Origin of the sequence: Hydrogenophaga sp. PBL-H3 (genome assembly GCF_010104355.1) — a bacterium.
Lineage (GTDB): Bacteria > Pseudomonadota > Gammaproteobacteria > Burkholderiales > Burkholderiaceae_C > Hydrogenophaga.
Genome location: NZ_CP044972.1, coordinates 3,810,041 through 3,831,431 on the forward strand (window position 1 = coordinate 3,810,041; position 21,391 = coordinate 3,831,431).

Consider the following 21,391-nt stretch of genomic DNA (forward strand, 5'->3'; position numbering starts at 1 on the left):
AGCTCAAAATCTCACGATTCATCAACAATAATTTCCAGTATCAAAAGACACGGCAGAAAAAGTCAAAACATTAGAAAACATGGAACAAATCACCATTGACGAGGCCGACCTGCGTTTGCTGGATCTCCTGCAAACCGATGCATCCCTGAGCAACCAGGCTCTGGCCGAACGGGCACACCTGTCACCACCTACCAGCCTCAGGCGCGTCAAGCGCCTGCGCCAGCTGGGCCTGATCGAGCGTGAAGTGGCCCTGCTCAGCGTCGATCGCATGGCCCCCCTGCTGGGTCAGGGGCTCACGGCGCTGGTGGAGATCACGCTGGAACGCCAGGGCGCCGAACTGCTGGATGCGTTTGAAGAACGGGTGCTCCCTGTTGCACAGATTCAACAGTGCTACCGCGTCAGCCCGGGCCCGGATTTCGTGCTGGTGGTGCACTGCCGGGACATGCCCGACTACCTGGCGTTGGCCCAGCGTCTGTTCACCAGCGATGCCAATGTGCGCAACATCAAGGCCTTCTTCAGTCTGAAGCGCGCCAAATTCGAACCGCGCCTGGCGCTGCCAAGCAAGATCATCAACTGACTCGAATTGACCACATTGGTATTCAACGGGATCGAAAAATTGATACATACCGCACAGCTGTCGCACGGCTTCCCCCAACCAAGAGTTGACGAAAAATACTTTATGTAACAACCTCGGTTTTTAGCCCAACTGAACGACTGGTTTGGGTCAAGGAGGTTTTTGATGAACACGACGTGGATTGCGGTGCTTGGAGCGCTGGCCGTGCTGGGCCTGTTTGTGCTGGGGTACTGGCGTTACCAACTGATGAGCCAATCGTCGGGGCGCGATGACCGGTACAGCCCGGAGCGCCTGATGACACCCGAACAGGCCCAGATGCTGGATTACTTGCAAGACACGTTTCCAGGCCAGGTGGTGCTGCCCAACATGATGTTGAGAAACATGCTGGCGGTGCGCCGCGCGACCAACCAAAAGCGCGCTGTAGAGCGCCTGGATCAGCAACGGGTGGACTTCGTGGTATGCGGCGATGACGGCAAACCCACCTTTGCCTTCGACATTGAACAGCACCCGCTGAGCAATGCCAAGCACAAGGCGCATCTGGTGAAGATGAAGAACCGCATCCTGAAGACAGCGGGCGTTCGGTTTGTCTTCTTGAAGAACAGCTTGCACCGCATGCCGTCGCCTTCCGACTTTCGCAAACAGCTCAATCTGGCCGAACTGCCCAAGCCCAAAGTGAAAGACAAGGAAGAACCCCGGGAGAACAGCCGTCAGCAACTGGAGAGCCAGTTCTCGGAATTCGACTCGATCAACACCAACACGGCTTTCCGGGATTCCGAGGTGATGGGCCTGAGCGGACTGATGGACCTGGATCAGGAAGGCCGGCGCGGTGGTTTCAGCAGCGCCTACAGCAACAGCGGCTTCAACCAGCGCCGCTCCAGCAGCGGCGGCCACAGCAAATTGCCTGGCGAAAGCCGCTTCGATTCGATGGACGTGCGCGGCGGGCGCTGAGACCCCCGCCCTCCACCGGCCAGGCCCCTCAGGGGGCCTTTTTTGTTTTCTGGGGGCGCTGCCAGTTGGCAATGCCGACCTGCTTGCCGCGCGCCACCGACAGCGCACCGGGCGCCGTGTCCTTGGTGATGGTGGAGCCGCCGCCCACCGTGCCGCCCGCGCCGATGGTCACGGGTGCCACCAGCACGCAGTTGCTGCCCACGTGCACGTCGGCTTCAATCACGGTGCGGTGCTTGTTGGCGCCGTCGTAATTGGCGGTGATGCTGCCAGCCCCGTAGTTCACCCGTTCGCCCACGGTCGCGTCGCCCAGGTAGGCAAGGTGGTTGGCTTTGGCGCCAGCGGCCAGGGTGCTGTTTTTCACTTCCACGAAATTGCCGATGTGAACCTCAGCACCCAGGTCGGCACCAGGGCGCAACCGCGCGAACGGCCCCACCAGCGCGCCAGGTCCCACCTTCACACCCAGCTTCTCGCCGTCGATGTGGGTGAACGGGTGGATCACCGCGCCAGCGTCGATCACGGCGTTGGCGATCACGCAGTTCGCGCCGATGCGAACGCCATTGCCCAGCTGCACGCGGCCTTCGAACACGCAGTTCACGTCGATCTCCACGTCCTGGCCACACAGCAGTTCGCCGCGCACATCCAGGCGCGCCGGATCGGCCAGGCGCGTGCCCTGTTCCATCAAGGTATCGGCCACGCGCCGCTGATAAGCGCGCTCCAGCTCGGCCAGCTGCACCGGGCTGTTCACGCCCGCGACCTGCACCGCGTCATTGATGCGGTGCGCGGCCACGCTCAGGCCATCGGCCACGGCGAACTTCACCACGTCGGTGAGGTAGTACTCGCCCTGCGCGTTGCGGTTGTCCAGCCGCGCCAGCCAGCCGCGCAGCAAGCGCGTGGGCACCGCCATGATGCCGCTGTAGATTTCGGTGATGGCGCGTTGCGCCTCGGTGGCGTCCTTGTGTTCCACGATGGCTTGCACCGACGCATCGGCCGCACGCACGATGCGCCCGTAGCCGCTCGGATCGGGCATGTCGAGTGTGAGCAGAGCCAGGCGAGTGCCATCGCACAGGTCCAGCAGCGCCTGCAGCGTTTGCGGCCGGGTGAGCGGCACATCACCCGAGAGCACCAGGGTCACGCCATCGTCGGGCAACACCGGAGCGGCCTGCTGCACCGCGTGGCCGGTGCCCAGCTGGGGCTCCTGGCGCACGAAGCGCAACGCGGTGGCAGCAGGCGCCTGCAAGCCGGCTTCCACCTGCTCGGCGCCGTGGCCGGTGATCACCACCACGGAGCGCGCCGATAACCGCGCCGCACAGTCAATCACGTGCTGCGCCAGTGCGCGCCCGCCCAATCGGTGCAACACTTTGGGCCGCTGACTTTTCATGCGCGTGCCCTTGCCGGCCGCCATCACCACCACATCCACTGGGAACGACATGAACACCTCTTTAGGGGAATCGTTGCGCGGCGTTCTTGCCGGGCCTCACGTGCGCCGGATTATCGCCTTGCGGGTGGTGAAGATCTGTGCGCTGGCAACCATGGCGGTGGCCCTCACGGCCTGCACCGCGGCACGGCTGGCCTACAACCAGGCGCCCAACCTCACCTACTGGTGGCTCGACAGCCACGTCGATTTCAACAACGGCCAGTCGACCCCGGTGCGCAGCGACATCAACGCCTTCTTTCAATGGCACCGCGCCAACGAACTGCCGGTGTACGCCGGGCTGCTGCAGCGCTGGCAAACGCTGGCCTCTCAAGATCTGACCGGCGCTCAGGCCTGCGCCGAGTTCGACGTGATCCGCCAGCGCATCGACCGCGCGGCCGATGCCAGCGTGCAGCCCATGGCGCGCCTGGCGCTTCAGCTTGATGCGGCTCAGCTGGAGCACCTCAAGAGCCGCCAGGCCAAGAGCAACGCGGAGTTTGAAGACGACTTCCTTCAAGCGGCTGAAGATGCGCGCATCGAGAAGCGCTTTGACCGCGCGCTGGAGCGCGGCGAGATGCTCTACGGCTCACTGAACGCTGCTCAAAAGGAACTGGTACGCAACAACATCAAGGCGTCTGCATTTGACCCGCAACGCACCCAGGCCGAGCGGCTGCGCCGCCAGGCTGATCTGCTGCAAACAGTGAAACAGGCGCAAGCCGCACCCGGCACCGCCGCCGAGCGCGTGCGCAGCCACATTGCACGCATCAGCCAGTCGCCCACGCCGGGCTACAAGACCTATGCAGACGAGCTGGTTCGCCAGGGCTGCGCCCAGTTTGCACAACTGCACAACACCACCACACCCGAGCAGCGCGCCAACGCCGTTCGCGTGCTCAAGGGCTACGAGGACGATCTCCGGGTGCTCAGCGCCCAGCGCTGAACGCGGCCACGCTCAGGCAACGAAGCGCATCCAGCCCCACACCACGGCCAGCGTGGCGAGCGTCAACGGAATGCCGGTGATCGCATGGCGCTTCCAGTCGATCGCTATGCCCTGCTGGCGAGCGAGGTCCGCCACGATCAGGTTGGCGATGGAGCCCACCAGCAGCAGGTTGCCGGCAAATGTGGTCACCAGCGCCAGCATCACGCTGGCTTGTTCGCCACCGCCACCCAGGTGCGGCAACAGCAGCATCACCGCTGGCACGTTGGACACCAGATTGGAGAGCGCCGCACTGGCGATCAACAGCGGCCCGGGGTCGGCGAGAACCACATCCTGCGCGCCCAGCCAGGCCACGGCCTGGGCTGCTAGGCCGGTGGACTCGAAGGCGTGGTTCACCACAAACAGGCCCATGAACAGGATCAGCAGCGGCCAGTCGACCAGACCCATGAAATGCGAGGTGTGCAGGCGCCGGCTCAGCAGCAGCACACCCGCGCCCACCAGCGCGGCCACGTCGCGCGGCCAGTCGGTGAACAGAAAGATCAGCAACAGCGCGCCGGCCACCACCAGCCCCTTGGTGGTCTGCCACGCATCAAACGCGGGCTCTTCAACGCCCTGGCTGTTCGCTCCCTCTTCCGCTGGCGGGAGAGGGCTGGGGTGAGGGCTCCCCGCCGTCGCCCCCGGCCCGAACGCCAGCCACCCCCACAACAGCACCAGACTGATCAGCACCGGCGGCAGCGCCTGCCGCACATAGCCCGCGAACGGCAGCTGCAGCACGGAGCCGATCAGCATGTTCTGCGGGTTGCCGATCAGGGTGGCGGCCGAACCGATGTTGGCCGCGCAGGCCAGGCCGATCAGGAAAGGCAGCGGGTTCAGGCCGCGCTGCAGGCACAGCCGAGCGACCACCGGCGTCATCGCGAGACACACGATGTCGTTGGAGAACACCGCCGAAAGCACGCCCGACACCACGATCAACGCGGCCAGCAGGCCGTTGCGCGACAGCGGCATGGCCCCCACGCGGCGCGTCACGGCACCGTAGAAGCCGCCCAGCCGCATCTGCGCCGACACCACCATGAAGGCGAACAGCAGAACGATGGTGGGCAGATCGATCGCGCGCGCGGCGTCCTCCACCGACAAGCCGGCCAGGGCAATCACCGCGATCGCACCCAGCAAGGCCACACCCGAGCGGTCCAGCTTCAGGCGCGGCAGGCCACCGAGGAACATGCCGAGGTAGACGGTGGCGAAGACGGCGACGATGCCCCAGTCGGTGGCGGAGTGGTGCAGGACGGTGGTGGGCATGGGCGGCAAGGATGAACGCAGCGGATCGTAGCCTTTCGCAAAAGAAAAGCCGCCCGAAGGCGGCTCGCTCTGCGGTGGGCTGCAGGCTCAGGCCTGCAACGCGCTCCACATCTCCTTGTCCCGCTCAGCGGTCCAGATGCGCGGGTTCTTGATGCCCTGGGCTTCGTCGTAGGCACGGCTCACGTCGAACGGCAGGCAGTGTTCGTAGATGAACACGTGGCCGAACACCGGGTCCATGCTCTTGCGGGTGTGGGCCATCGCGGTCTTGAGGTCCATGCCGGCGGCGGCGGCTTCCTTGCCGGCCTGGAACAGGGTGGTGACCCAGCGCTTCGTGTAGTCCAGCGCCTTGTTCACGTCGGCGTTGCCCTTCATGGCTTCGCCTCGGCCCGGCACGATGTACTCGGCGCCCAGAGCGCGCAACGCCTCCAGCGTGGCGGGCCACTCTTCCAGTTGCGCGTCGCCGGTGTAGACGCCGGCCTCGTACTCCACGAGGTCGCCGCTGAACAAGACCTTCTCTTCTTCCACCCAGGCAATGGTGTCGCCGCGCGTGTGGCCCGGGCCCGGGTGCCAGATGCTGACCTTCACGCCGCCCAGGTCCACCTCCAGGCTGCCCTGGCGGCCCGGCTTGCCGTCACCGACAACGAGGGTGGGCCAGGTCAGGCCGGGCACGCTGTCGGCGCCGCGGAACAGACGCGGGAAGCGCTCCATCTCGCTCTGCATGTCTTGTGCGCCGCGCTCCACGATGAGTTCGTACGTGCCGCGGCTGGCGATCACTTCGGTCGCGCCCTCGGCCACGTAGGCGCTCGCGCCCAGCACGCGGACCGCGTGGTAGTGGGTCAGCAGCACGTACTTGATCGGCTTGTCGGAGACGGTGCGGATGTGTTTGATCAGGTCTTGCGCCATGGCCGGGGTGGCGGTGGCGTCGCTGACCATGATGAACTTCTCACCAATGATCACGCCCGAGTTCGGGTCGCCTTCGGCGGTGTAGGCCCAGCAGTGCGGGCTGAGCTGTTCAAAGGTGGTTTTCTTGTCGTCCAGGTCGGCCTGGGAGGCGAATGCTTTGCTCATGGCGGTCTCCGTGTAGGGAAGTGGCGGATTTTACCTAAACGAAATTCATTTCGCATAGGTGAACTAATTTCAACCCTGGGACGAGCCCGCAAGACCACGTTCCATCAGGGTGATCACCTCGTCTGCGAAGGCGTCGTAGCTCATCGGGCCGCCCGGGCGCAGCCATGTGAAGGTCCAGTTGATCATGCCGAACAACATCATGGTCAGCGCGGTCTGGTTGGCCGGTGTCACCCGCTCGGGGTAGGCGCGCTTGAGGAAGCGGGTGAAGGCGGCCACCACATCGCGCTGGCGGTTCAGGATGAGTTCTCGCTGAAGTTCGCCGAGGAACTTGGTGTCGGACACCAGTGCCACGTGGCGCGTGGCCGAGGTCTCGTATTCGGTGAGGAAGGCGCGCACCAGTTCGCTCAGGGCGTCGCGTTCGCTCAGGTTCTTGCGCTGCGCGCGCGCCTCCGACTCGCCGATGAGCGCGAGCAGGCGCTGGGTGTAGCGGTCGAGCAGGTCGAACAGGATCGCTTCCTTGCTCTCGTAGTAGTGGTAGAGCCGCGCCTTGCTGGTGCCGCAGGCCGCGGCGATGTCGTTCATGCTGGCGGCGGGGAAGCTCTGGCGCGCGAAACAGTTGGCCGCGACGTCGAGGATTTCGTCGCGTTTCAAGTCATGAGAAGCAGATTTGGGTCGGGCCATCGGCGCATTCTGCCGGACGAGGCTTCTAAGATGCCCCCATGGTCAAACCGGTCGATCCCTTTGCGCTGCACGCTTGCGAGCTGCTCTCAGGCGTGGGTCCGTGTATTCCCAAACGCATGTTCGGCGGCTGGGGCATCTCCACCGACGGCATGAACATCGCGATCATTGCCTGGGACACGCTGTTCCTGAAGACCAGCACAGAGACCGAGGCGCAGTGGCTGGCCGCTGGCGGGCGGCCTTTCGTGTATGCGGCCAAGGGCAAGACCATGAAACTGAATTACCACACGCCACCCGATGAAGCGCTCGAATCGCCAGCGCTCATGCTGCCGTGGGCAAGGCTGGCGCTGGAGGCGGCTGTGGCCGCGCGCAAGCCGAAGCGGCGAACGCGCGGCTAGCCCAGCTCAAGGTGGGTTGGATTCAAAGGGCGTGAGCACCCTGCCCCGGCCGGCCACCAGAAACTCGCTGTAGCCGAACAACCCGCGCACCAGGCGCGCGAACGCCAGACCGGCCTGTCCCAGCGCAACCCCGAGTTCGCGCGAAGGTGTCACCACCTCGCGGCCAAACCGGCTGGCCTGTTCCCGGGCGCGGGCCTCGGGCTCAGCGCACCAGTCAAAACGCACCGGCCCGGCGCCGGGCTGCCAGGGCTCCATGACCAGGCGCGCACCGGCTGGCACATCCAGGCTTTCGCCCGCCGCGAGCATGAGGTCACCCGACTCGTTGCCCGCGCCCTGGTGCGGCAGACCCAATGTCACCCAAGCGCGGCCCTGGGTGATGTGCAGGCGGCTGGGCACATGCGGGCGCAGGGTCATCGCGCGTCGCGCGTCCAGGCGCCAGCCGCGCGCAACGGCGGCGCAAACGATGCGATCTGAGGCCATGGCAGCGGGGGCGAAACGGGTGTTCATGTGAAGCTCCTGAGAAGGGACGACGGCTCATCCTGGGAATGAATGTTCGCGCCACTGGCCCATGCCGTCCAATGAATCCGCAGTAAGCTATTGATTCGATAACCGCATCAATGCCCGGAGCCCCCCATGCAGCTCACCAGCAGCCACCCTCGCACCCGGCCGATTGCCGCCGGCCACCTGCGCGCCTTTGAAGCAGTGGCTCGCCACCTCAACTTCCGCGCGGCCGCCGAAGAGCTTTCGCTCACGCAGAGCGCGGTCAGCCGCCAGATCCAGGCGCTGGAAGACGAGGTCGGCACCGCCCTGTTTCTGCGCCACACCCGCGCGGTGGAACTCACCAGCGCGGGCTCGCAGCTGCTGCGCGCGGCCGCCTCCGCGCTGGAACGCATTGATGCGAGCGTGCGGCAAATACGCCAGAGCGCCGGGCGCAAGAGCGTGGCCATCACAACTTGGGCCTCGTTCGCCTCGATGTGGCTGATTCCGCGGCTGGAGGCCTTTCAGCGCGACCACCCCGACATCGACATCCGCATCGACGCCACCGACAACGCGGTCGACCTCGCCACCTCCGACGTGGACCTGGCCCTGCGCTACGCGGTGCCGCAAGGCATACCGGCCAGTGCACAGCGGCTCTTTGGCGAGCAGCTCACGCCAGTGGCCAGCCCCTGGCTGCTCAAGGCGCAACCGATCAAGAGCATTGAAGACCTCTCCAAGTGCGCCTTGATCGAGGCCGGCGACGCTCACCGCACGCGCCACCTCGAATGGCTCACCTGGCAACGCTGGCTCGACACGTTTGGCGCGAAGCCCGTCGCGGCCACGGGCAAGCGCACGCGCACAAGCGCACCGCCGGCCAAGCTCTCACCGCAGCGCTGGATGTACTTCAACTACGCCAACCAGATCGTGCAGGCCGCGCTCACCGGCCAAGGCGTGGCACTCGCGCGCCTGCCGCTGGTGGCCGAGAGCCTGGCCAGCGGCGCACTGGTGGAGCCGTTGCCCCACACACGGCTGGATTCGCCGCTGGTGTACTGGCTCATGGTGGCGCCGCGCAGCGCGCAGCGACCCGAGGTGAAGGCGTTCTGCGACTGGCTGCTGCTGCAGGCCGCCGCCACGCGTGAGGCCATCGGCGATGTGCCCGATCCCGACACCGTGGACCAGATGGACTGAGGCCCATGTCGACCTCTCGCCACCTCGCCGCCGGCAACCTGCGCAGCATCGTCTTCATGCTGGTCGCCGTGGGCTTCTTCGCCCTCATGGACGCGGTGCTCAAGACGCTCTCGGCGCGCTACCCGGTGCTGCAGATCGCAGCACTTCGCGGCATGACCGCCATGCCACTGGTGCTGCTCTACATCGCCTGGCGCGGCGCCTGGCACACGGTCGTCAAGGTCCGCTGGCCGCTGCACCTGCTGCGCGGACTGCTCGGCATCGCCATGCTGTCGCTGTTCACCATGGGTGTGCGCGAGCTGCCGCTGTCGGCCGCGTACACGCTGTTCTTCATTTCGCCACTGCTCATCACCATGCTGTCGGTGCCGGTGCTCAAGGAGCGTGTGCCGGCCGCGCACTGGTGGGCGATCGGGGTCGGCTTCATCGGCGTGCTGATTGCGTTGCGCCCCAGCGGCGAAGACCTGCAAAGCGGCTTCGTCACCGTGGGTGGCCTGGCCACGCTGGGTGCGGCGCTGTGCTACGCGGTGGCCGCCGTCACCGGCCGCCTGGCCAGCCGCACCGACAGCAGCGAAAGCATGGTGCTGTGGATGATGGTGCTGATGTCTCTGGGCGGGGGCGCGCTGGCCTGGCCCGACTGGGTGGTCATTCAGCGCAGTGATGCCCCTTTGCTGCTGGCCCTGGCCATTACGGGCTTTTGTGGCCAGCTCGCCATCACCGAAGCCTTCCGCCACGGCCAGGCCTCGGCGGTGGCGCCGTTCGAATACAGCGCACTGGCCTGGGGCCTGGGACTGGACTGGCTGATCTGGCAAACGCTGCCGGCCTCACACACCTGGTGGGGTGCTGCCATCATCATCGGCAGCGGGCTCTACCTGGTGCGGCGCGAGAAACGCATCACCGAAGTGCACGCGAACGCGGAGCATCCCTAGGTTTCGGCGCCGGGCCGCCCCAAGCCGAAACAGCCCCCCCCCCGGGGGGGGGCAGCGGACCTCGCGCAGCGGGGAAGCGTGGGGGGCGTCATCTCTCTGGCCACATCACGCCTGTGTCGCTCAAGATGGCGTCCAAGGGCACATCATGCGCTTCGGGCTGTAGGTACGGCAGGTAGGCAAAGTCGTAGCCCAACCCCACCGTGAACGGCTTGGGATTCAAGCTCGCCAGCGTGCGGTCGTAGAAACCACCGCCATAACCCAAACGGAACCCACCCGGCCCATAGCCCACGCAGGGCACGAAGATCAGCGTGGGCACAACGATCTCTGTGTCCTTGGGCTTGGGAATCCCGTAGGCGTCTTCTTCCATGGGGCAGCCCGGGTACCAGGTGTAGAAGGTCAGCGTCTTGTCGACCTTGTTGACCACCGGCAGACCAATGCGCCGGTGCTTCTGCGCGCCTTGCGCGTCTTCTTCCAGGCCGGCTTCCTGCCAGCGAAACAGCGCCGGCAAGGGATCAAACTCGCCCTTGATGGGCCAGTACGCGCCGATCACAGCATCCGGTCGCTCGATCAGCCACACCCGCATGACCCGCTGCAGCATGTCGTTGCGAAACCCGCGGTCGGCCAGGCCCAGGCGTTTTTCGACCAATGACTTGCGCCATTCGCTTTTCAGGGTCGCCGCCGTTGATCCTTCGGCCTGTTTCCTGTGGGGTGGAAGGGAACTCTGGCCGTCTTTGGTGTCCATAATCAACGCATGAAACAGGTTGGTGTGAAACGGGAATCAAAAGCGCAGAACGCGGCGACCATGCCGAGCATGCATCGGTGGGCTCTGCGGTTCATTATGGCCGTGCTGGTGTTGCCGGGGCTGGCACACGCACAAAGCGGCGCCGGGGCCGATGCCTCCTTGCTGGAGATGCGAGAGGCCTTCCGCCGCAACAACACCACCCAGCTCGCCAACCTGCTGCCCGCAGTACGCGGCCACGCCCTGGAGCCGCTGGCGGTTTACTGGAGCATGAAAGCCCGCCTGGAAAGCGCCAGCCCGGTCGAGATCCGCGCGGCCCTGGACCGCATGGCCGGTACCTACTGGGAAGACCGGCTGCGCAACGACTGGCTGCTGCTGCTGGGCCGCGCACGCGACTGGACCAACTTCTCCGCCGAGCTGCCGCGCTTTCGCATGAACGACGACCGGCAGGTGAGTTGCTATGCCCTCATGCTCGACGCTGCCAGCGGCCGCATGCCGGCCGAACTCGCCGCCGAGCGCGTGCGTGCGCTCTGGCATGCCCAGCGCGAAGCCGACGATGGCTGCGCCACCGCCGCGCAGTCGTTGCTGGCCAGCGGCCACCTCAAGCCCGAAGCCGCCTGGCAACGCGCACGTCTGGCCGTGGACGCCAACCGCCCACGCGTGGCCAGCCAGGCCGTGGGGCTGCTCGACCCCGACTGGGCCGGCATGGTCGACACCGTCACCGGTGACCCCGTCAAGTACCTTGACGAGAAGATCACCGCCATTCGCCCCCGCACCAAAGAGCTGGTGACCCTGGCCATCATCAAGCTGGCCTTCAATGACCCGCCGGCGGCGGCCCTGGAGATGGACCGCACGCGCTGGAAAGCCCAGCTCACCAAAGAGGAGCGCAGCTGGGTCTGGGGCGTGATCGGCAAACGCTCGGCACAAAAGCTGGAAAGCCAGGCCCTCACGTACTTCGCCAACGGCGAAGACCGTTTCATGCACGACGACCACCTGGCCTGGAAGGCGCGCGCCGGGATGCGCGCGGGCGCCTGGGGCCAGGTGCGCGATGCCGTGGCGGCCATGAGCGAATCGCAGCAGGGCCAGCCCGACTGGATCTACTGGAAGGCGCGTGCCCTGCAGGCGCTCAAGCTGCCCGACGCGACCACGGCCTCGGCGCAGGCCCGCACGCTGCTGGAATCGATCGCCTCCGAACGCGGCTTCTACGAACAGCTTGCACTCGAAGACCTCGGCCGTCCCATCAACACACCGCCCGCCCCCGCGCCCCTGAGCGCCGAAGAAACCTCGGCCGCGCAGCGCCACCCAGGTCTGCGCCGCGCGCTGATCGCCATTCGGCTGGGCCTGCGCAACGAAGGCATTCGCGAGTGGAACTACACCACCAACCTGCACGACGCCGGCGGCATGGGCGAACGCGAACTGCTGGCCGCCGCCGCGCTGGCCTGCGACGCCGAGCTGTGGGACCGCTGCATCAACACCAGCCTGCGCACACCCACCACGCAAGACCACGCCCAGCGTTTTCCCACGCCGCACCGTGCGGCGGTGGTGAGCCGATCAAAAGAGATCGGCCTGGACCCGGCCTATGTGTACGGCCTGATCCGCCAGGAAAGCCGGTTCGTGACCGACGCGCGCTCCGGTGTGGGCGCATCGGGTCTCATGCAGGTGATGCCGGCCACCGCGCGCTGGACCGCCCGCAAGATCGGCCTGACCAGTTTCCAGCCCACGCAAATCACCGAGCGCGACACCAACATCCTCATCGGCACCGCATACCTCAAGCTCGCGCTCGACGATTTCGAGGGCTCTCTGCCCATGGCTGCAGCCGCCTACAACGCGGGGCCAGGTCGTCCGCGCAGCTGGCGCAACGGCCCGGTGCTGCCTGGTGACATCTGGGCCGAAAACATCCCGTTTGAAGAGACGCGTGACTACGTCAAACGCGTGCTGGCCAACACCACCAGCTATGCTGCGCTGCTCACGGGGCAGCCACAGTCCTTGCGTGCACGCCTGGGCACGATCGGTCCTCGTGTCGGCGGTGATGCCACCATCAACCGCGATCTCCCCTGAACATCCGGACACCTGCACCCATGAAAAACATCCTTGTCCTGGGCGGCACCGGTTTTGTCGGTCGCCACGTCTGTGAAAAGCTGCACCGCCAGGGTTGGCGCATTACCGTGCCCACACGCCGGGCCATCAACGCCGCCGCAGTGCAACACCTGCCGCGCGTGACCGTGATCGAGGCCGACGTGCACGACCCCGCCCAACTGCTGGGGCTGGTCACGGGCCACGACGCCGTGGTCAACCTCATCGCCATCCTGCACGGCAGCGAAGAAGCCTTCGAGCGTGTGCACGTGGAGTTGCCCCTGGCCTTGTCGGAGGCCTGCCTGGCCGATGGCGTGCGCCGCCTGGTGCACATCAGCGCGCTCGGAGTGAGCCTGGACGGACCCTCGCGCTACCAGCGCAGCAAGGCGCGTGGCGAAGAGCTGTTGCGCGCCGCCGGGCTGGACCTGACCGTCCTGCGGCCCAGCGTCATCTTCGGCGCCGGAGACCGCTTCCTCAACGTCTTTGCCAGCCTGCAGTCGATCTTTCCCGTGGTGCCACTGGCCGGCGCAGCCGCCCGTTTTCAGCCGGTGTGGGTGGAAGACGTGGCCAACGCCGTGACGGCCTGCATTGCCGATCAGGGTCTGCCCCAAAGCGCGGTCGGGCAGACCTTTGAGTGCGCTGGCCCCGACGTGATGACGCTGACCGAGCTGGTGGGCATCGCGGGGCGGTATGGCAGCCAACAGCGCCCAGTCTTGCCTCTGCCCGACTTCCTGGCGCGCCTGCAAGCCCGCTTGATGGAACTCATGCCCGGCGAACCGCTGATGAGCCGCGACAACCTGGATGCCATGTCGATAGACAACGTGGCCACCCACCAATGGCCCGGTCTGTCCGCGCTGGGTATTGCGCCCGCCAGCGTGTACACGATCGCACCCAGCTACCTGGGCCGCCGCGGCGGGCGCAGCAAACTGCTGGAGTTCAGGCGGGACGAACGGTCGCAAGGTCAGAACGCCTGAGGCCAAACCGAATGTGACTTTTGGCTGCTTAGATGAGCAATAAATAACACCAAGGTGTCATTTATTCGTGGGTTTTTCGGGTTTACATTAAACCGTACACAGTACAACACCAACCCAGGAACCCAGATGACAGTCTCCAACCTGAAACTTCCCACCAGCCGCAGAACCGGCGTCTCCGCTGCGCCCGGCTACCGCACCGAACACCAGCGAGACGTGATCAACCGCCTCAAGCGCATCGAAGGTCAGGTCCGTGGACTGATCGACATGGTCGAGGATGGCCGTTCTTGCGAAGACGTGGCCCAGCAGATGTCGGCCGCACGCAAGGCCATGGACAAAGCCTTCTACCGCATGATGGCCACCTCGGTGATGGAAGCCGTGTCCACGTCCGACTCCGAGGTCCATACCTTCCGCGAGGTCGAGCGCTCTACCCGCATCCTGGAAAAGTACGCCTGAACACATCCGCCCGCGAGCCGGTCGCGCAGCGGATCAATCGGCGCGCAATCGGGCATCAATCCGCGGGCGTGAAATCCTTACCATGGGGCACTTTTCAGGAGGCCCCATGTCACTGCAACTCTACGTCGGCAACAAGAACTATTCCTCCTGGTCGATGCGACCCTGGGTGCTCCTCAAGCAGGCTGGCATTCCGTTTGAAGAAGTGATGGTGCGCTTCGACTCGTTCGACATCGATTCCAGCTTCAAGAAGAGCCTGCGTACCGTCAACCCGCTGGGCAAGGTACCGGTGCTGGTGGACGATGGCTTTGCCATCTGGGACACGCTCGCGATCGCCGAGTACCTCGCCGAGCGCTTTCCCGACAAGCAACTGTGGCCAAAAGACACGCGAGCCCGGGCCCGCGCGCGCAGTGTGTGCGCCGAAATGCACAGCGGCTTCACCGCGCTGCGCAACCACTGCCCCATGAACATCGAGGCTTCGTTGCCCGACATCGGCCGGCTGGTGTGGCGCGACAAGCCTGCGGTGCGTGCCGACATGGCACGCCTGGGCGGCCTGTGGGGCGAGTTGCTCGCGGCGCAACCCGCCGGTGCCCTGCTGTTTGGCGAGTTCACCATCGCCGACGCCTACTTTGCCCCGGTGTGCATGCGCATCAAGACCTACGAACTGCCGCTGCCCGCCGATCTGGCCGCGTACGTGGAACGCGTGTGTGCGCTGCCGGGTGTGAAGGCCTGGATCGACGACGCGCTGGCCGAGCACGACTTCATCGACTTCGACGAGCCTTACCGCCTGGGCAGATAGCCCCCACGCTCCACCGCTGCGCGGGTCGCTGCCCCCCGAGGGGGTTGATTCGCCTTGGGACGGCCCTGCGGCGTATCGATAGCCCCCACGCTGCGCCGCTGCGCGGGGGCCTAAACTTGGCGGCATGAAAACCTATCTCGTGGGCGGCGCCGTGCGCGACGCGCTGCTGGCGCGAGCCGCAGGCGCGCCCGAAGCCTCGCACGTGGACCGCGACTGGGTGGTCGTGGGTGCCACGCCCGGGGCCATGGTGGAACAAGGCTTCGTGCCTGTGGGGCGGGACTTCCCGGTGTTCCTGCACCCCGCCACGCGCGAGGAATATGCCCTGGCCCGCACCGAGCGCAAGACATCGCCGGGCTACCGGGGCTTTGCCGTGCATGCGGAACCGGGTGTGACGCTGGAAGACGATCTTGCCCGGCGCGACCTCACCATCAATGCGATGGCCGTGGCGGCGGACGAGGCGAATGATCCCGCCCGCGCGCAGCTCATCGACCCCCACAACGGAAGGCAGGACCTGAAAGACCGCGTGTTGCGCCACGTCACCGACGCCTTCACCGAAGACCCGGTGCGCATCCTGCGGCTGGCGCGTTTCGCTGCGCGTTTCCCCGATTTCTCGGTAGCGCCGGAAACGCTTTCGTTGATGCAGCGCATGGTGGACCACGGCGAGGTCGATCATCTGGTGGCCGAACGCGTGTGGCAGGAGCTCGCGCGCGGGCTGATGGAACAGTGCCCCAGCCGGATGTTCGACGTGCTGCGAGACTGCGGCGCATTGAAGCGCCTGCTGCCCGAAGTGGACCGGCTCTGGGGCGTGCCGCAAAGCGCAGAACACCACCCTGAAATCGACACCGGCGTGCACCTGATGATGGTGCTCGACATGAGTGCTCGCCTGGCCACGCCACTGGGGGTGCGCTTCGCCTGCCTGGGGCACGACCTCGGCAAGGGCACCACCCCGGCCGATGTCTTGCCGCGCCACATTGGCCACGAAGAGCGCAGCGCTCGCCTGCTCAAGGGTGTGTGCGAGCGGCTGCGTGTGCCGGTGGACTGCCGCGAACTGGCCGACGTGGTGGCGCGTGAGCACGGCAACATCCACCGCAGCGAATCGCTGGGCGCCGCAGCGCTGGTGCGCCTGCTGGAGCGTTGCGACGCCCTGCGCAAGCCAGCGCGTTTTCACGAGGTGCTGCTGGCCTGCGAATGCGATGCGCGCGGACGGCTGGGCATGAGCGAGAGCGCTTACCCCCAACGCGGGCGGCTCGCGCAGGCGCTGGTCTGGGCACAGTCGGTGGACACCGCCAGCATCGCCGCGCAGGCCCAGGCCAACGGCCTGACCGGGCCCAAGGTGGGCGAACAGATACACAAGGCACGGGTGGCTGCGGTGGCAGCCGCGCTGGACGCGCGAACCGCAGCCACCTGAGGTGTCTCATCCGGCTTGCGGTGTGGCGGGATAATCCCGCCATGGCACACCTCCTGATCGTGGAAGACGACGAACTCCTGCGCGACGGCCTCAGCGCCCAGCTCATGCAGGCCGGCCACCGCATCAGCACCGCCGAAGACGGACAGGTGGCGCTCGATCTGTTGCAGGCAGAACCGTTTGACGGTGTGGTGCTGGACCTGGGTCTGCCCCGGGTGGATGGTCTCACCGTGTTGCGCACGCTGCGCCGGCGCCTGCCTGCCCTCCCCGTGCTGGTGCTGACCGCGCGCGACGGCGTGGAAGACCGCGTGGCCGGCCTCAATGCCGGCGCCGACGACTACCTCACCAAGCCCTTCAGCCTCGATGAATTGCAGGCGCGCCTTCAAGCCCTGCTGCGCCGCGCCAACCTGCCTTCTGCGAGCGCCAGCGAGCCCGCCGAGAGCAACCATCCGCTGCGCCTGGACGCCCAGCTGCAGCGCGCCTGGCTCGGCCAGGAGGCCATCGACCTCACGCCCCGCGAATGGACGCTGCTGGACCTGCTGGTGCGCAACACCGGCCGCGTGGTCAGCCGCGACGATGTGCTGAGTGCCTGGCAGACCGTGCCCGGCGAGGCGGGCACGCTGGCCTCCAATGCGCTGGAGGTGTACGTGCACCGTCTGCGCCGCAAGCTCACCGGCTCGCCGCTGAACATCCGCAACATCCGCGGCCTGGGCTACCTGCTCGAGAAAACCACCGGGTAAAAGGGCCAATTGAGCAAGCCCTCGCTCCTGTCGCTGCGCCGCCAGCTGCTGCTGTGGTTGCTGCTGCCGCAGCTGGTGCTGTGGGCAGGTGGCGGCCTGCTCACCTACCGCATCGCACTGAGCTACGCCGAAAAGGCCATCGACCAGTCGCTCATGCAGTCGGTGCGCGCGCTGGCGCGGCAGGTCAAGCCCATCGGCTCGGGCCTGCTGATCGACTTCCCGCGCGCCGCGCAAGACGTGCTGGCGCAGGACCCCACCGACCCGTTGAGCTATTTGGTGACGTCACCACCCGGCCAGTTCCTGCTGGGCAACCCGAGCCTGCCCGCTCCACCCGCTGCACCCGCGCGCTTTGGCGAGCCCCTGCTCTACCGCGCCACCCTGGGCGGCCAGCCACTGCGCATCGTGGCCCTGGACGTGAGCTACGGCGAGGACAGCGCACCGCAGACGCTGCGTGTGCAAGTGGGCAAAAGCACCGCCGCGCAGCAACAGATTGCGCGTGAACTGGTGGCCGACCTGCTGGTCCCGCTGCTGGGCATCGGCGCGCTGCTGAGCTTGCTGGTGTACGGTGGCATCCGCCGTGGCCTGGCTCCGCTCAAACGCCTCACTGGCCAGTTGGAGAACCGCTCGGTCAACGCCTTGTCGCCCATCGGCATGACGCAGGCGCCCAGTGAAGTGCACGCCCTGGTCCAGGCCGTCAACGGCCTGCTGGGCGAAGTGGAGCGCAGCGTGGTGCAGGAGAAACGCTTCATCAACGACGCAGCCCACCAGCTGCGCACCCCACTGGCCGGGCTCATCAGCCAGGTGGAGCTGGCGCAGCGCGAGACGCGGGACCCGGTGCTGGGCGCGCGACTGACCAAGGTGCTCACCGGCGCTGAACGCAGCGCCCACCTGGTGCACCAGTTGCTCACACTGGCCCGCAACGAAACCCACGCCCGTCGCGAGCCACTGGACCTGGCCGAACTGGCGCGTGACGTGGCCCGCGAATGGACCCCGCGCGCCATGGCCGCCGGCGTCGACCTGGGCTATGAAGGCGCCGATCACCTGCCCCTGCAAGGTGATGCACTGCAACTGAGCGAGGCCCTGGCCAACCTGATCGACAACGCGCTGCGCTACACACCGCGCGGCAGCAGCGTCACCGTGGAGGTGGCTGCACGCGCTTCAGGTGCTGAACTCGTGGTCGAAGACAACGGCCCGGGGCTCACCGACGAGGAGATGGCCCATGTGTTCCAGCGCTTCTGGCGCGCCAGCGAACTGCCCGGCGGCTGCGGCCTTGGCCTGGCCATCGTGCGCGAGATCGCCCGGCGGCATGGAGGAGATGCCACGGTGGAGCGGGCGACACCACACGGTCTGCGCGTGGTGCTGCAGCTCGGTTGACCGAGGCGCTCAGCCAAACACCGAATCGCTTTCGGCGTGTGCGCTGCCGACAAAGACGCGCAGCACCGTGCCTTCGCCGTCCTGCTCCCACAGCCGCCCCTGCACGGTGAACTGCCGCCCACCCAGGCGGAACACATCGCCGGTGGCGGGCGCCACCCCGTGACCGCGCCAGAAATCGGGCACGGCAAGTGAACTGCGGCGCATCCAGGTCTGGTCTTCGGGGTTGAACACGAGGGCGATGCGAAGGGCTGGCTGGTTCATGGAGGCTCCTTGGGTGGGGAAGGATGCGAACACGAACACAGCTTAGCGCAGCGGGTGACAGGCACGCGGGAGGCACCCGCTTGGATGCTCTCAGGAGATCACGGCTGCGGTCATCAACTGATTCACCACCAGCTCGCGCAGGGCCCCCAGGGCGAGCAGTTCGTGGGGCTCGAAATGCCGGGGCTGCCGGTCGATGATGCACAAGGTACCCACGATCTCGCCGTCGGGCAGACACAGCGGCGCGCCCGCGTAAAAGCGGATGTGGGGCTCGCCGGTCACCATGGGGTTGTCCACGAAACGGATATCGTCGAGCGCGTCGGGCACAACCATGGTGCTCGGTGTCAGGATGGCATGACCACAGAACGAGCTGTCGCGCGAGGACTCACACGCATCCAGGCCGACGCTGGCCTTGAACCACTGGCGGTCGTTGTCCACCAGCGATATCACCGCCATCGGGACATTGAATTCGGCTGCTGCAAATTCGACGATGCTGTTGTAGCGCGCCTCGGGCGGTGTATCGAGCACCAGCAGGTCACGCAACGCCTTCAGACGCGCGACCTCGTTGCCCGGAATGGGAGCGATGACCATGATGAACCTCGAAGAATGGCTGCGCGGCGAGTGGAGTTCAAACCGCTGTCACGCGACTTTCTCAGGTTTGCCCCGGCTTGTCTGCCGGGAAAGCTGGACTGCGCAGCGCGATCAGGCCACCGCGCGCCCGGCGCCCGCCGACCACACGCGGTACCAGCTTTGCGCGTCCATGTTCAGCGTCATGGCATCCGCAGCCTGCTGGTAAGCCTGCGCACGCCGCGAACCGAGCACCGGCACCGGGCGCGCGGGATGGCGAAGCAGCCAGGCAATGGCCACCGCCTCCGGCGAGCTTCCCCACTCGCTGGCCAGGGCGGTCAAGACACCACGCACGCGCACCGAAGCGTCATCGCCCCCGGTGAACAGCCGGCCGCCCGCCATCGGCGACCAGACCATGGGCAAGAAGCCCAAGGCTTGCGCCTGGTCGAAGGCACCGTCGTGCAGCGCGTCCAGGTGCAGCGGTGAACATTCCAGCTGGTGGGTGACCAACGGTATGTGGGCATCAAGCAAGGCCAGCTGCGAGGGCGTGTGGTTGGACACGCCGAAGTGCAGCACCTTGCCCTCGGTGCGCAAACGCGTGAACACATCGGCCAGCTCGGCGGCGTTCATCAGCGCGTCGGGGCGGTGGATGAGCAGCACGTCCAGGTGGTCGGTGCGCAGTTGCTGGAGCGAGTTCTCCACCGAGGCGCGCACATGCGCGGGCGAAGTGTCGTAGTGCTTGACGAGGTTGCCGGGGCGTTGCGGGTTCACCAGGCGGATGCCGCACTTGCCCACGATCTGCATGCGCTGGCGCAGCGCAGGCTGCAGCGCCAGCGCCTCGCCAAACAGCGCCTCGACCGTGTAGCCGCCGTAAATGTCGGCGTGGTCGAAGGTGGTGATGCCCAGGTCAAGGCAGGCCTCGATCCAGCCCAGGCGCTGCTGCGGGGTCAGGCCCCACTCCGCCATGCGCCAGGCACCAGCGGCGATGCGCGAGAACACCGCGCCCCGGCTCTCGATGAGGGGCACCCTGCTCATGCGAGCCGCTGGCCAGAGTCCGGGTCGAACCAGTTCACATGCAGCGCCTGCACCTCCAGCCCCACACGGTCGCCGGGTGCCACGCGCACCTGTGGCGCAGTGCGCACCGTCACGTCGCCGGCCTCGGTCTTGATCACCACGAAGGTGTCGGCCCCGGTGGGCTCGACCACGCTGACCTCGCCGCGCCAGGGCGCGCTGTCCGACAGGATGATGTGCTCGGGCCGCAGACCCATCAGCGCAGCGGTGCTGCCCGCGCCCGGGCAGGCCAGTGGCAGGTCCGCACCGGCGATGCTGAAGCCCCGGCCCGCCTCGGCCACGCTGCGCCCGGGCACCAGGTTCATGGTGGGTGAGCCGATGAACGTGGCCACGTAGGTGTTGGCGGGGCGGTTGTAAATCTGGTCGGGCGTTCCGAGCTGCTGCAGGATGCCGTCTTTCATCACGGCGATGCGGCTGCCCAGCGTCATGGCCTCGATCTGGTCGTGCGTCACGTACACGCTGGTGATGCCGCTGGCCTGGTGCAGGCGCTTGATCTCGGCGCGCATCTCCACGCGCAGCTTGGCGTCCAGGTTGGACAGCGGCTCGTCGAACAAAAACAGCTGCGGCTGGCGCGCCAGGGCCCGGCCCATGGCCACGCGCTGGCGCTGGCCGCCCGAGAGCTGGCTCGGCCGGCGGTCGAGCAGGTGCTCGATCTGCAGCATGGCGGCCACCTCGGCGATGCGCCGCACTCTCTCGGGCTTGGGCACCTTGCGCATCTCCAGCGCGAAGCCGATGTTGTCGGCCACGCTCATGGTGGGGTAGAGCGCGTAGCTCTGGAACACCATGGCGATGTCGCGCTGCGCGGGCGCCACGCCCACCACGTTGCGCGAGCCGATATGGATCGCGCCCTCGGTGGGCTCTTCCAGCCCCGCGATGATGCTCAGCAGGGTGGACTTGCCGCAGCCCGAGGGCCCGACCAGGATGAGGAATTCGCCCGGTGCGACGGCGATGTCGATCTTTTTCAAGACCTCGACCTGCCGGTCGCCCTTGCCGAAGCATTTGCGCACGCCCCGGATGTCGAGCGCGGATGCAGTGGATGCGACCAT

Annotated in this window: 23 protein-coding genes; 13 read left to right on the plus strand and 10 right to left on the minus strand. The window is 66.6% G+C overall.

Going from position 1 to position 21,391, the window contains the following annotated elements; translation table 11 throughout:
• Positions 1-79: 79 nt before the first annotated feature.
• Together F9Z44_RS17820 and F9Z44_RS17825 are read left to right on the plus strand one after the other, a co-directional pair.
• Positions 80-577, plus strand: coding sequence for an Lrp/AsnC family transcriptional regulator (locus tag F9Z44_RS17820; RefSeq protein WP_159608050.1), 498 nt, complete (start codon positions 80-82; stop codon positions 575-577).
• A gap of 162 nt (positions 578-739) precedes the next feature.
• Positions 740-1,522, plus strand: a complete 783-nt coding sequence (locus F9Z44_RS17825) for a DUF2726 domain-containing protein (protein WP_159608051.1) — start codon at positions 740-742, stop codon at positions 1,520-1,522.
• Positions 1,523-1,550: 28 nt separating this feature from the next.
• On the opposite strand, the gene glmU is transcribed toward F9Z44_RS17825, so the two are convergent.
• Complete coding sequence (gene glmU / locus F9Z44_RS17830) at positions 1,551-2,951, minus strand: bifunctional UDP-N-acetylglucosamine diphosphorylase/glucosamine-1-phosphate N-acetyltransferase GlmU (protein ID WP_159608052.1); 1,401 nt, start codon at positions 2,949-2,951, stop codon at positions 1,551-1,553.
• Here glmU and F9Z44_RS17835 point away from each other — a divergent pair.
• Entirely contained in the window at positions 2,950-3,870 is a 921-nt protein-coding gene (locus tag F9Z44_RS17835) for a DUF6279 family lipoprotein (protein WP_159608053.1), read from the plus strand. The two genes, glmU and F9Z44_RS17835, sit on opposite strands and share 2 nt — an antisense overlap.
• A gap of 12 nt (positions 3,871-3,882) precedes the next feature.
• Here F9Z44_RS17835 and F9Z44_RS17840 read toward each other — a convergent pair whose 3' ends face one another.
• The 3 genes from F9Z44_RS17840 to F9Z44_RS17850 form a co-directional block, all read right to left on the minus strand.
• Entirely contained in the window at positions 3,883-5,163 is a 1,281-nt protein-coding gene (locus F9Z44_RS17840; protein ID WP_159608054.1) for an anion transporter, read from the minus strand.
• Positions 5,164-5,250: 87 nt separating this feature from the next.
• Complete coding sequence (locus F9Z44_RS17845; protein WP_159608055.1) at positions 5,251-6,231, minus strand: MBL fold metallo-hydrolase; 981 nt, start codon at positions 6,229-6,231, stop codon at positions 5,251-5,253.
• A 69-nt stretch (positions 6,232-6,300) separates the two neighbouring features.
• A complete protein-coding gene (locus F9Z44_RS17850; RefSeq protein WP_159608056.1) occupies positions 6,301-6,912 on the minus strand; it encodes a TetR/AcrR family transcriptional regulator in 612 nt (203 codons plus the stop codon).
• Between the two features lie 38 nt (positions 6,913-6,950).
• Here F9Z44_RS17850 and F9Z44_RS17855 point away from each other — a divergent pair, with 38 nt between their 5' ends.
• Positions 6,951-7,307 (plus strand): TfoX/Sxy family protein, encoded by a 357-nt coding sequence (locus tag F9Z44_RS17855; RefSeq protein WP_159608057.1) that lies wholly within the window; start codon positions 6,951-6,953, stop codon positions 7,305-7,307.
• Positions 7,308-7,313: 6 nt separating this feature from the next.
• Here the strand turns inward: F9Z44_RS17855 and F9Z44_RS17860 are convergent, their stop codons facing one another.
• On the minus strand, positions 7,314-7,814 hold the full coding sequence (locus F9Z44_RS17860; RefSeq protein WP_159608058.1) for a DUF2917 domain-containing protein: 501 nt from the start codon (positions 7,812-7,814) through the stop codon (positions 7,314-7,316).
• 126 nt (positions 7,815-7,940) lie between these two features.
• Between F9Z44_RS17860 and F9Z44_RS17865 the strand changes: the two genes are divergently transcribed.
• Both F9Z44_RS17865 and F9Z44_RS17870 read left to right on the plus strand, forming a co-directional pair.
• The gene (locus F9Z44_RS17865) at positions 7,941-8,972 is read left to right on the plus strand and encodes a LysR substrate-binding domain-containing protein (protein ID WP_159608059.1); all 1,032 of its coding nucleotides are present in this window, start codon (positions 7,941-7,943) and stop codon (positions 8,970-8,972) included.
• A gap of 5 nt (positions 8,973-8,977) precedes the next feature.
• Entirely contained in the window at positions 8,978-9,895 is a 918-nt protein-coding gene (locus tag F9Z44_RS17870; protein ID WP_236574178.1) for a DMT family transporter, read from the plus strand.
• A gap of 88 nt (positions 9,896-9,983) precedes the next feature.
• On the opposite strand, the gene F9Z44_RS17875 is transcribed toward F9Z44_RS17870, so the two are convergent.
• Positions 9,984-10,637 carry a 5-formyltetrahydrofolate cyclo-ligase gene (locus tag F9Z44_RS17875; RefSeq protein WP_159608060.1) on the minus strand — a complete coding sequence of 218 codons (654 nt, stop codon included), beginning with the start codon at positions 10,635-10,637 and terminating at the stop codon, positions 9,984-9,986.
• Between the two features lie 96 nt (positions 10,638-10,733).
• Between F9Z44_RS17875 and F9Z44_RS17880 the strand changes: the two genes are divergently transcribed.
• The 7 genes from F9Z44_RS17880 (at position 10,734) to F9Z44_RS17910 (ending at position 18,449) form a co-directional block, all read left to right on the plus strand.
• Positions 10,734-12,692, plus strand: coding sequence for a lytic transglycosylase domain-containing protein (locus F9Z44_RS17880; protein ID WP_236574179.1), 1,959 nt, complete (start codon positions 10,734-10,736; stop codon positions 12,690-12,692).
• A gap of 20 nt (positions 12,693-12,712) precedes the next feature.
• Entirely contained in the window at positions 12,713-13,681 is a 969-nt protein-coding gene (locus F9Z44_RS17885; RefSeq protein ID WP_159608061.1) for a complex I NDUFA9 subunit family protein, read from the plus strand.
• Positions 13,682-13,807: 126 nt separating this feature from the next.
• Positions 13,808-14,134, plus strand: coding sequence for a metal-sensitive transcriptional regulator (locus F9Z44_RS23190; protein WP_159608062.1), 327 nt, complete (start codon positions 13,808-13,810; stop codon positions 14,132-14,134).
• Positions 14,135-14,240: 106 nt separating this feature from the next.
• Complete coding sequence (locus tag F9Z44_RS17895; protein ID WP_159608063.1) at positions 14,241-14,930, plus strand: glutathione S-transferase family protein; 690 nt, start codon at positions 14,241-14,243, stop codon at positions 14,928-14,930.
• A gap of 124 nt (positions 14,931-15,054) precedes the next feature.
• Positions 15,055-16,338: a multifunctional CCA addition/repair protein gene (locus tag F9Z44_RS17900; protein WP_159608064.1), complete on the plus strand. Its 1,284-nt coding sequence runs from the start codon at positions 15,055-15,057 to the stop codon at positions 16,336-16,338.
• 41 nt (positions 16,339-16,379) lie between these two features.
• A complete protein-coding gene (locus F9Z44_RS17905; RefSeq protein ID WP_159608065.1) occupies positions 16,380-17,075 on the plus strand; it encodes a response regulator transcription factor in 696 nt (231 codons plus the stop codon).
• A 9-nt stretch (positions 17,076-17,084) separates the two neighbouring features.
• Positions 17,085-18,449: a sensor histidine kinase gene (locus F9Z44_RS17910; protein ID WP_159608066.1), complete on the plus strand. Its 1,365-nt coding sequence runs from the start codon at positions 17,085-17,087 to the stop codon at positions 18,447-18,449.
• Positions 18,450-18,458: 9 nt separating this feature from the next.
• On the opposite strand, the gene F9Z44_RS17915 is transcribed toward F9Z44_RS17910, so the two are convergent.
• The 4 genes from F9Z44_RS17915 to F9Z44_RS17930 all read right to left on the minus strand — a co-directional run bounded on the left by F9Z44_RS17915 (position 18,459) and on the right by F9Z44_RS17930 (position 21,391).
• Positions 18,459-18,710 carry a hypothetical protein gene (locus tag F9Z44_RS17915; protein WP_159608067.1) on the minus strand — a complete coding sequence of 84 codons (252 nt, stop codon included), beginning with the start codon at positions 18,708-18,710 and terminating at the stop codon, positions 18,459-18,461.
• A 90-nt stretch (positions 18,711-18,800) separates the two neighbouring features.
• Entirely contained in the window at positions 18,801-19,298 is a 498-nt protein-coding gene (locus F9Z44_RS17920; RefSeq protein ID WP_159608068.1) for a GAF domain-containing protein, read from the minus strand.
• Between the two features lie 111 nt (positions 19,299-19,409).
• The gene (locus tag F9Z44_RS17925; RefSeq protein ID WP_159608069.1) at positions 19,410-20,309 is read right to left on the minus strand and encodes an aldo/keto reductase; all 900 of its coding nucleotides are present in this window, start codon (positions 20,307-20,309) and stop codon (positions 19,410-19,412) included.
• The gene (locus F9Z44_RS17930; RefSeq protein WP_159608070.1) at positions 20,306-21,391 is read right to left on the minus strand and encodes an ABC transporter ATP-binding protein; all 1,086 of its coding nucleotides are present in this window, start codon (positions 21,389-21,391) and stop codon (positions 20,306-20,308) included. The genes F9Z44_RS17925 and F9Z44_RS17930 overlap by 4 nt, the downstream gene beginning before the upstream one ends.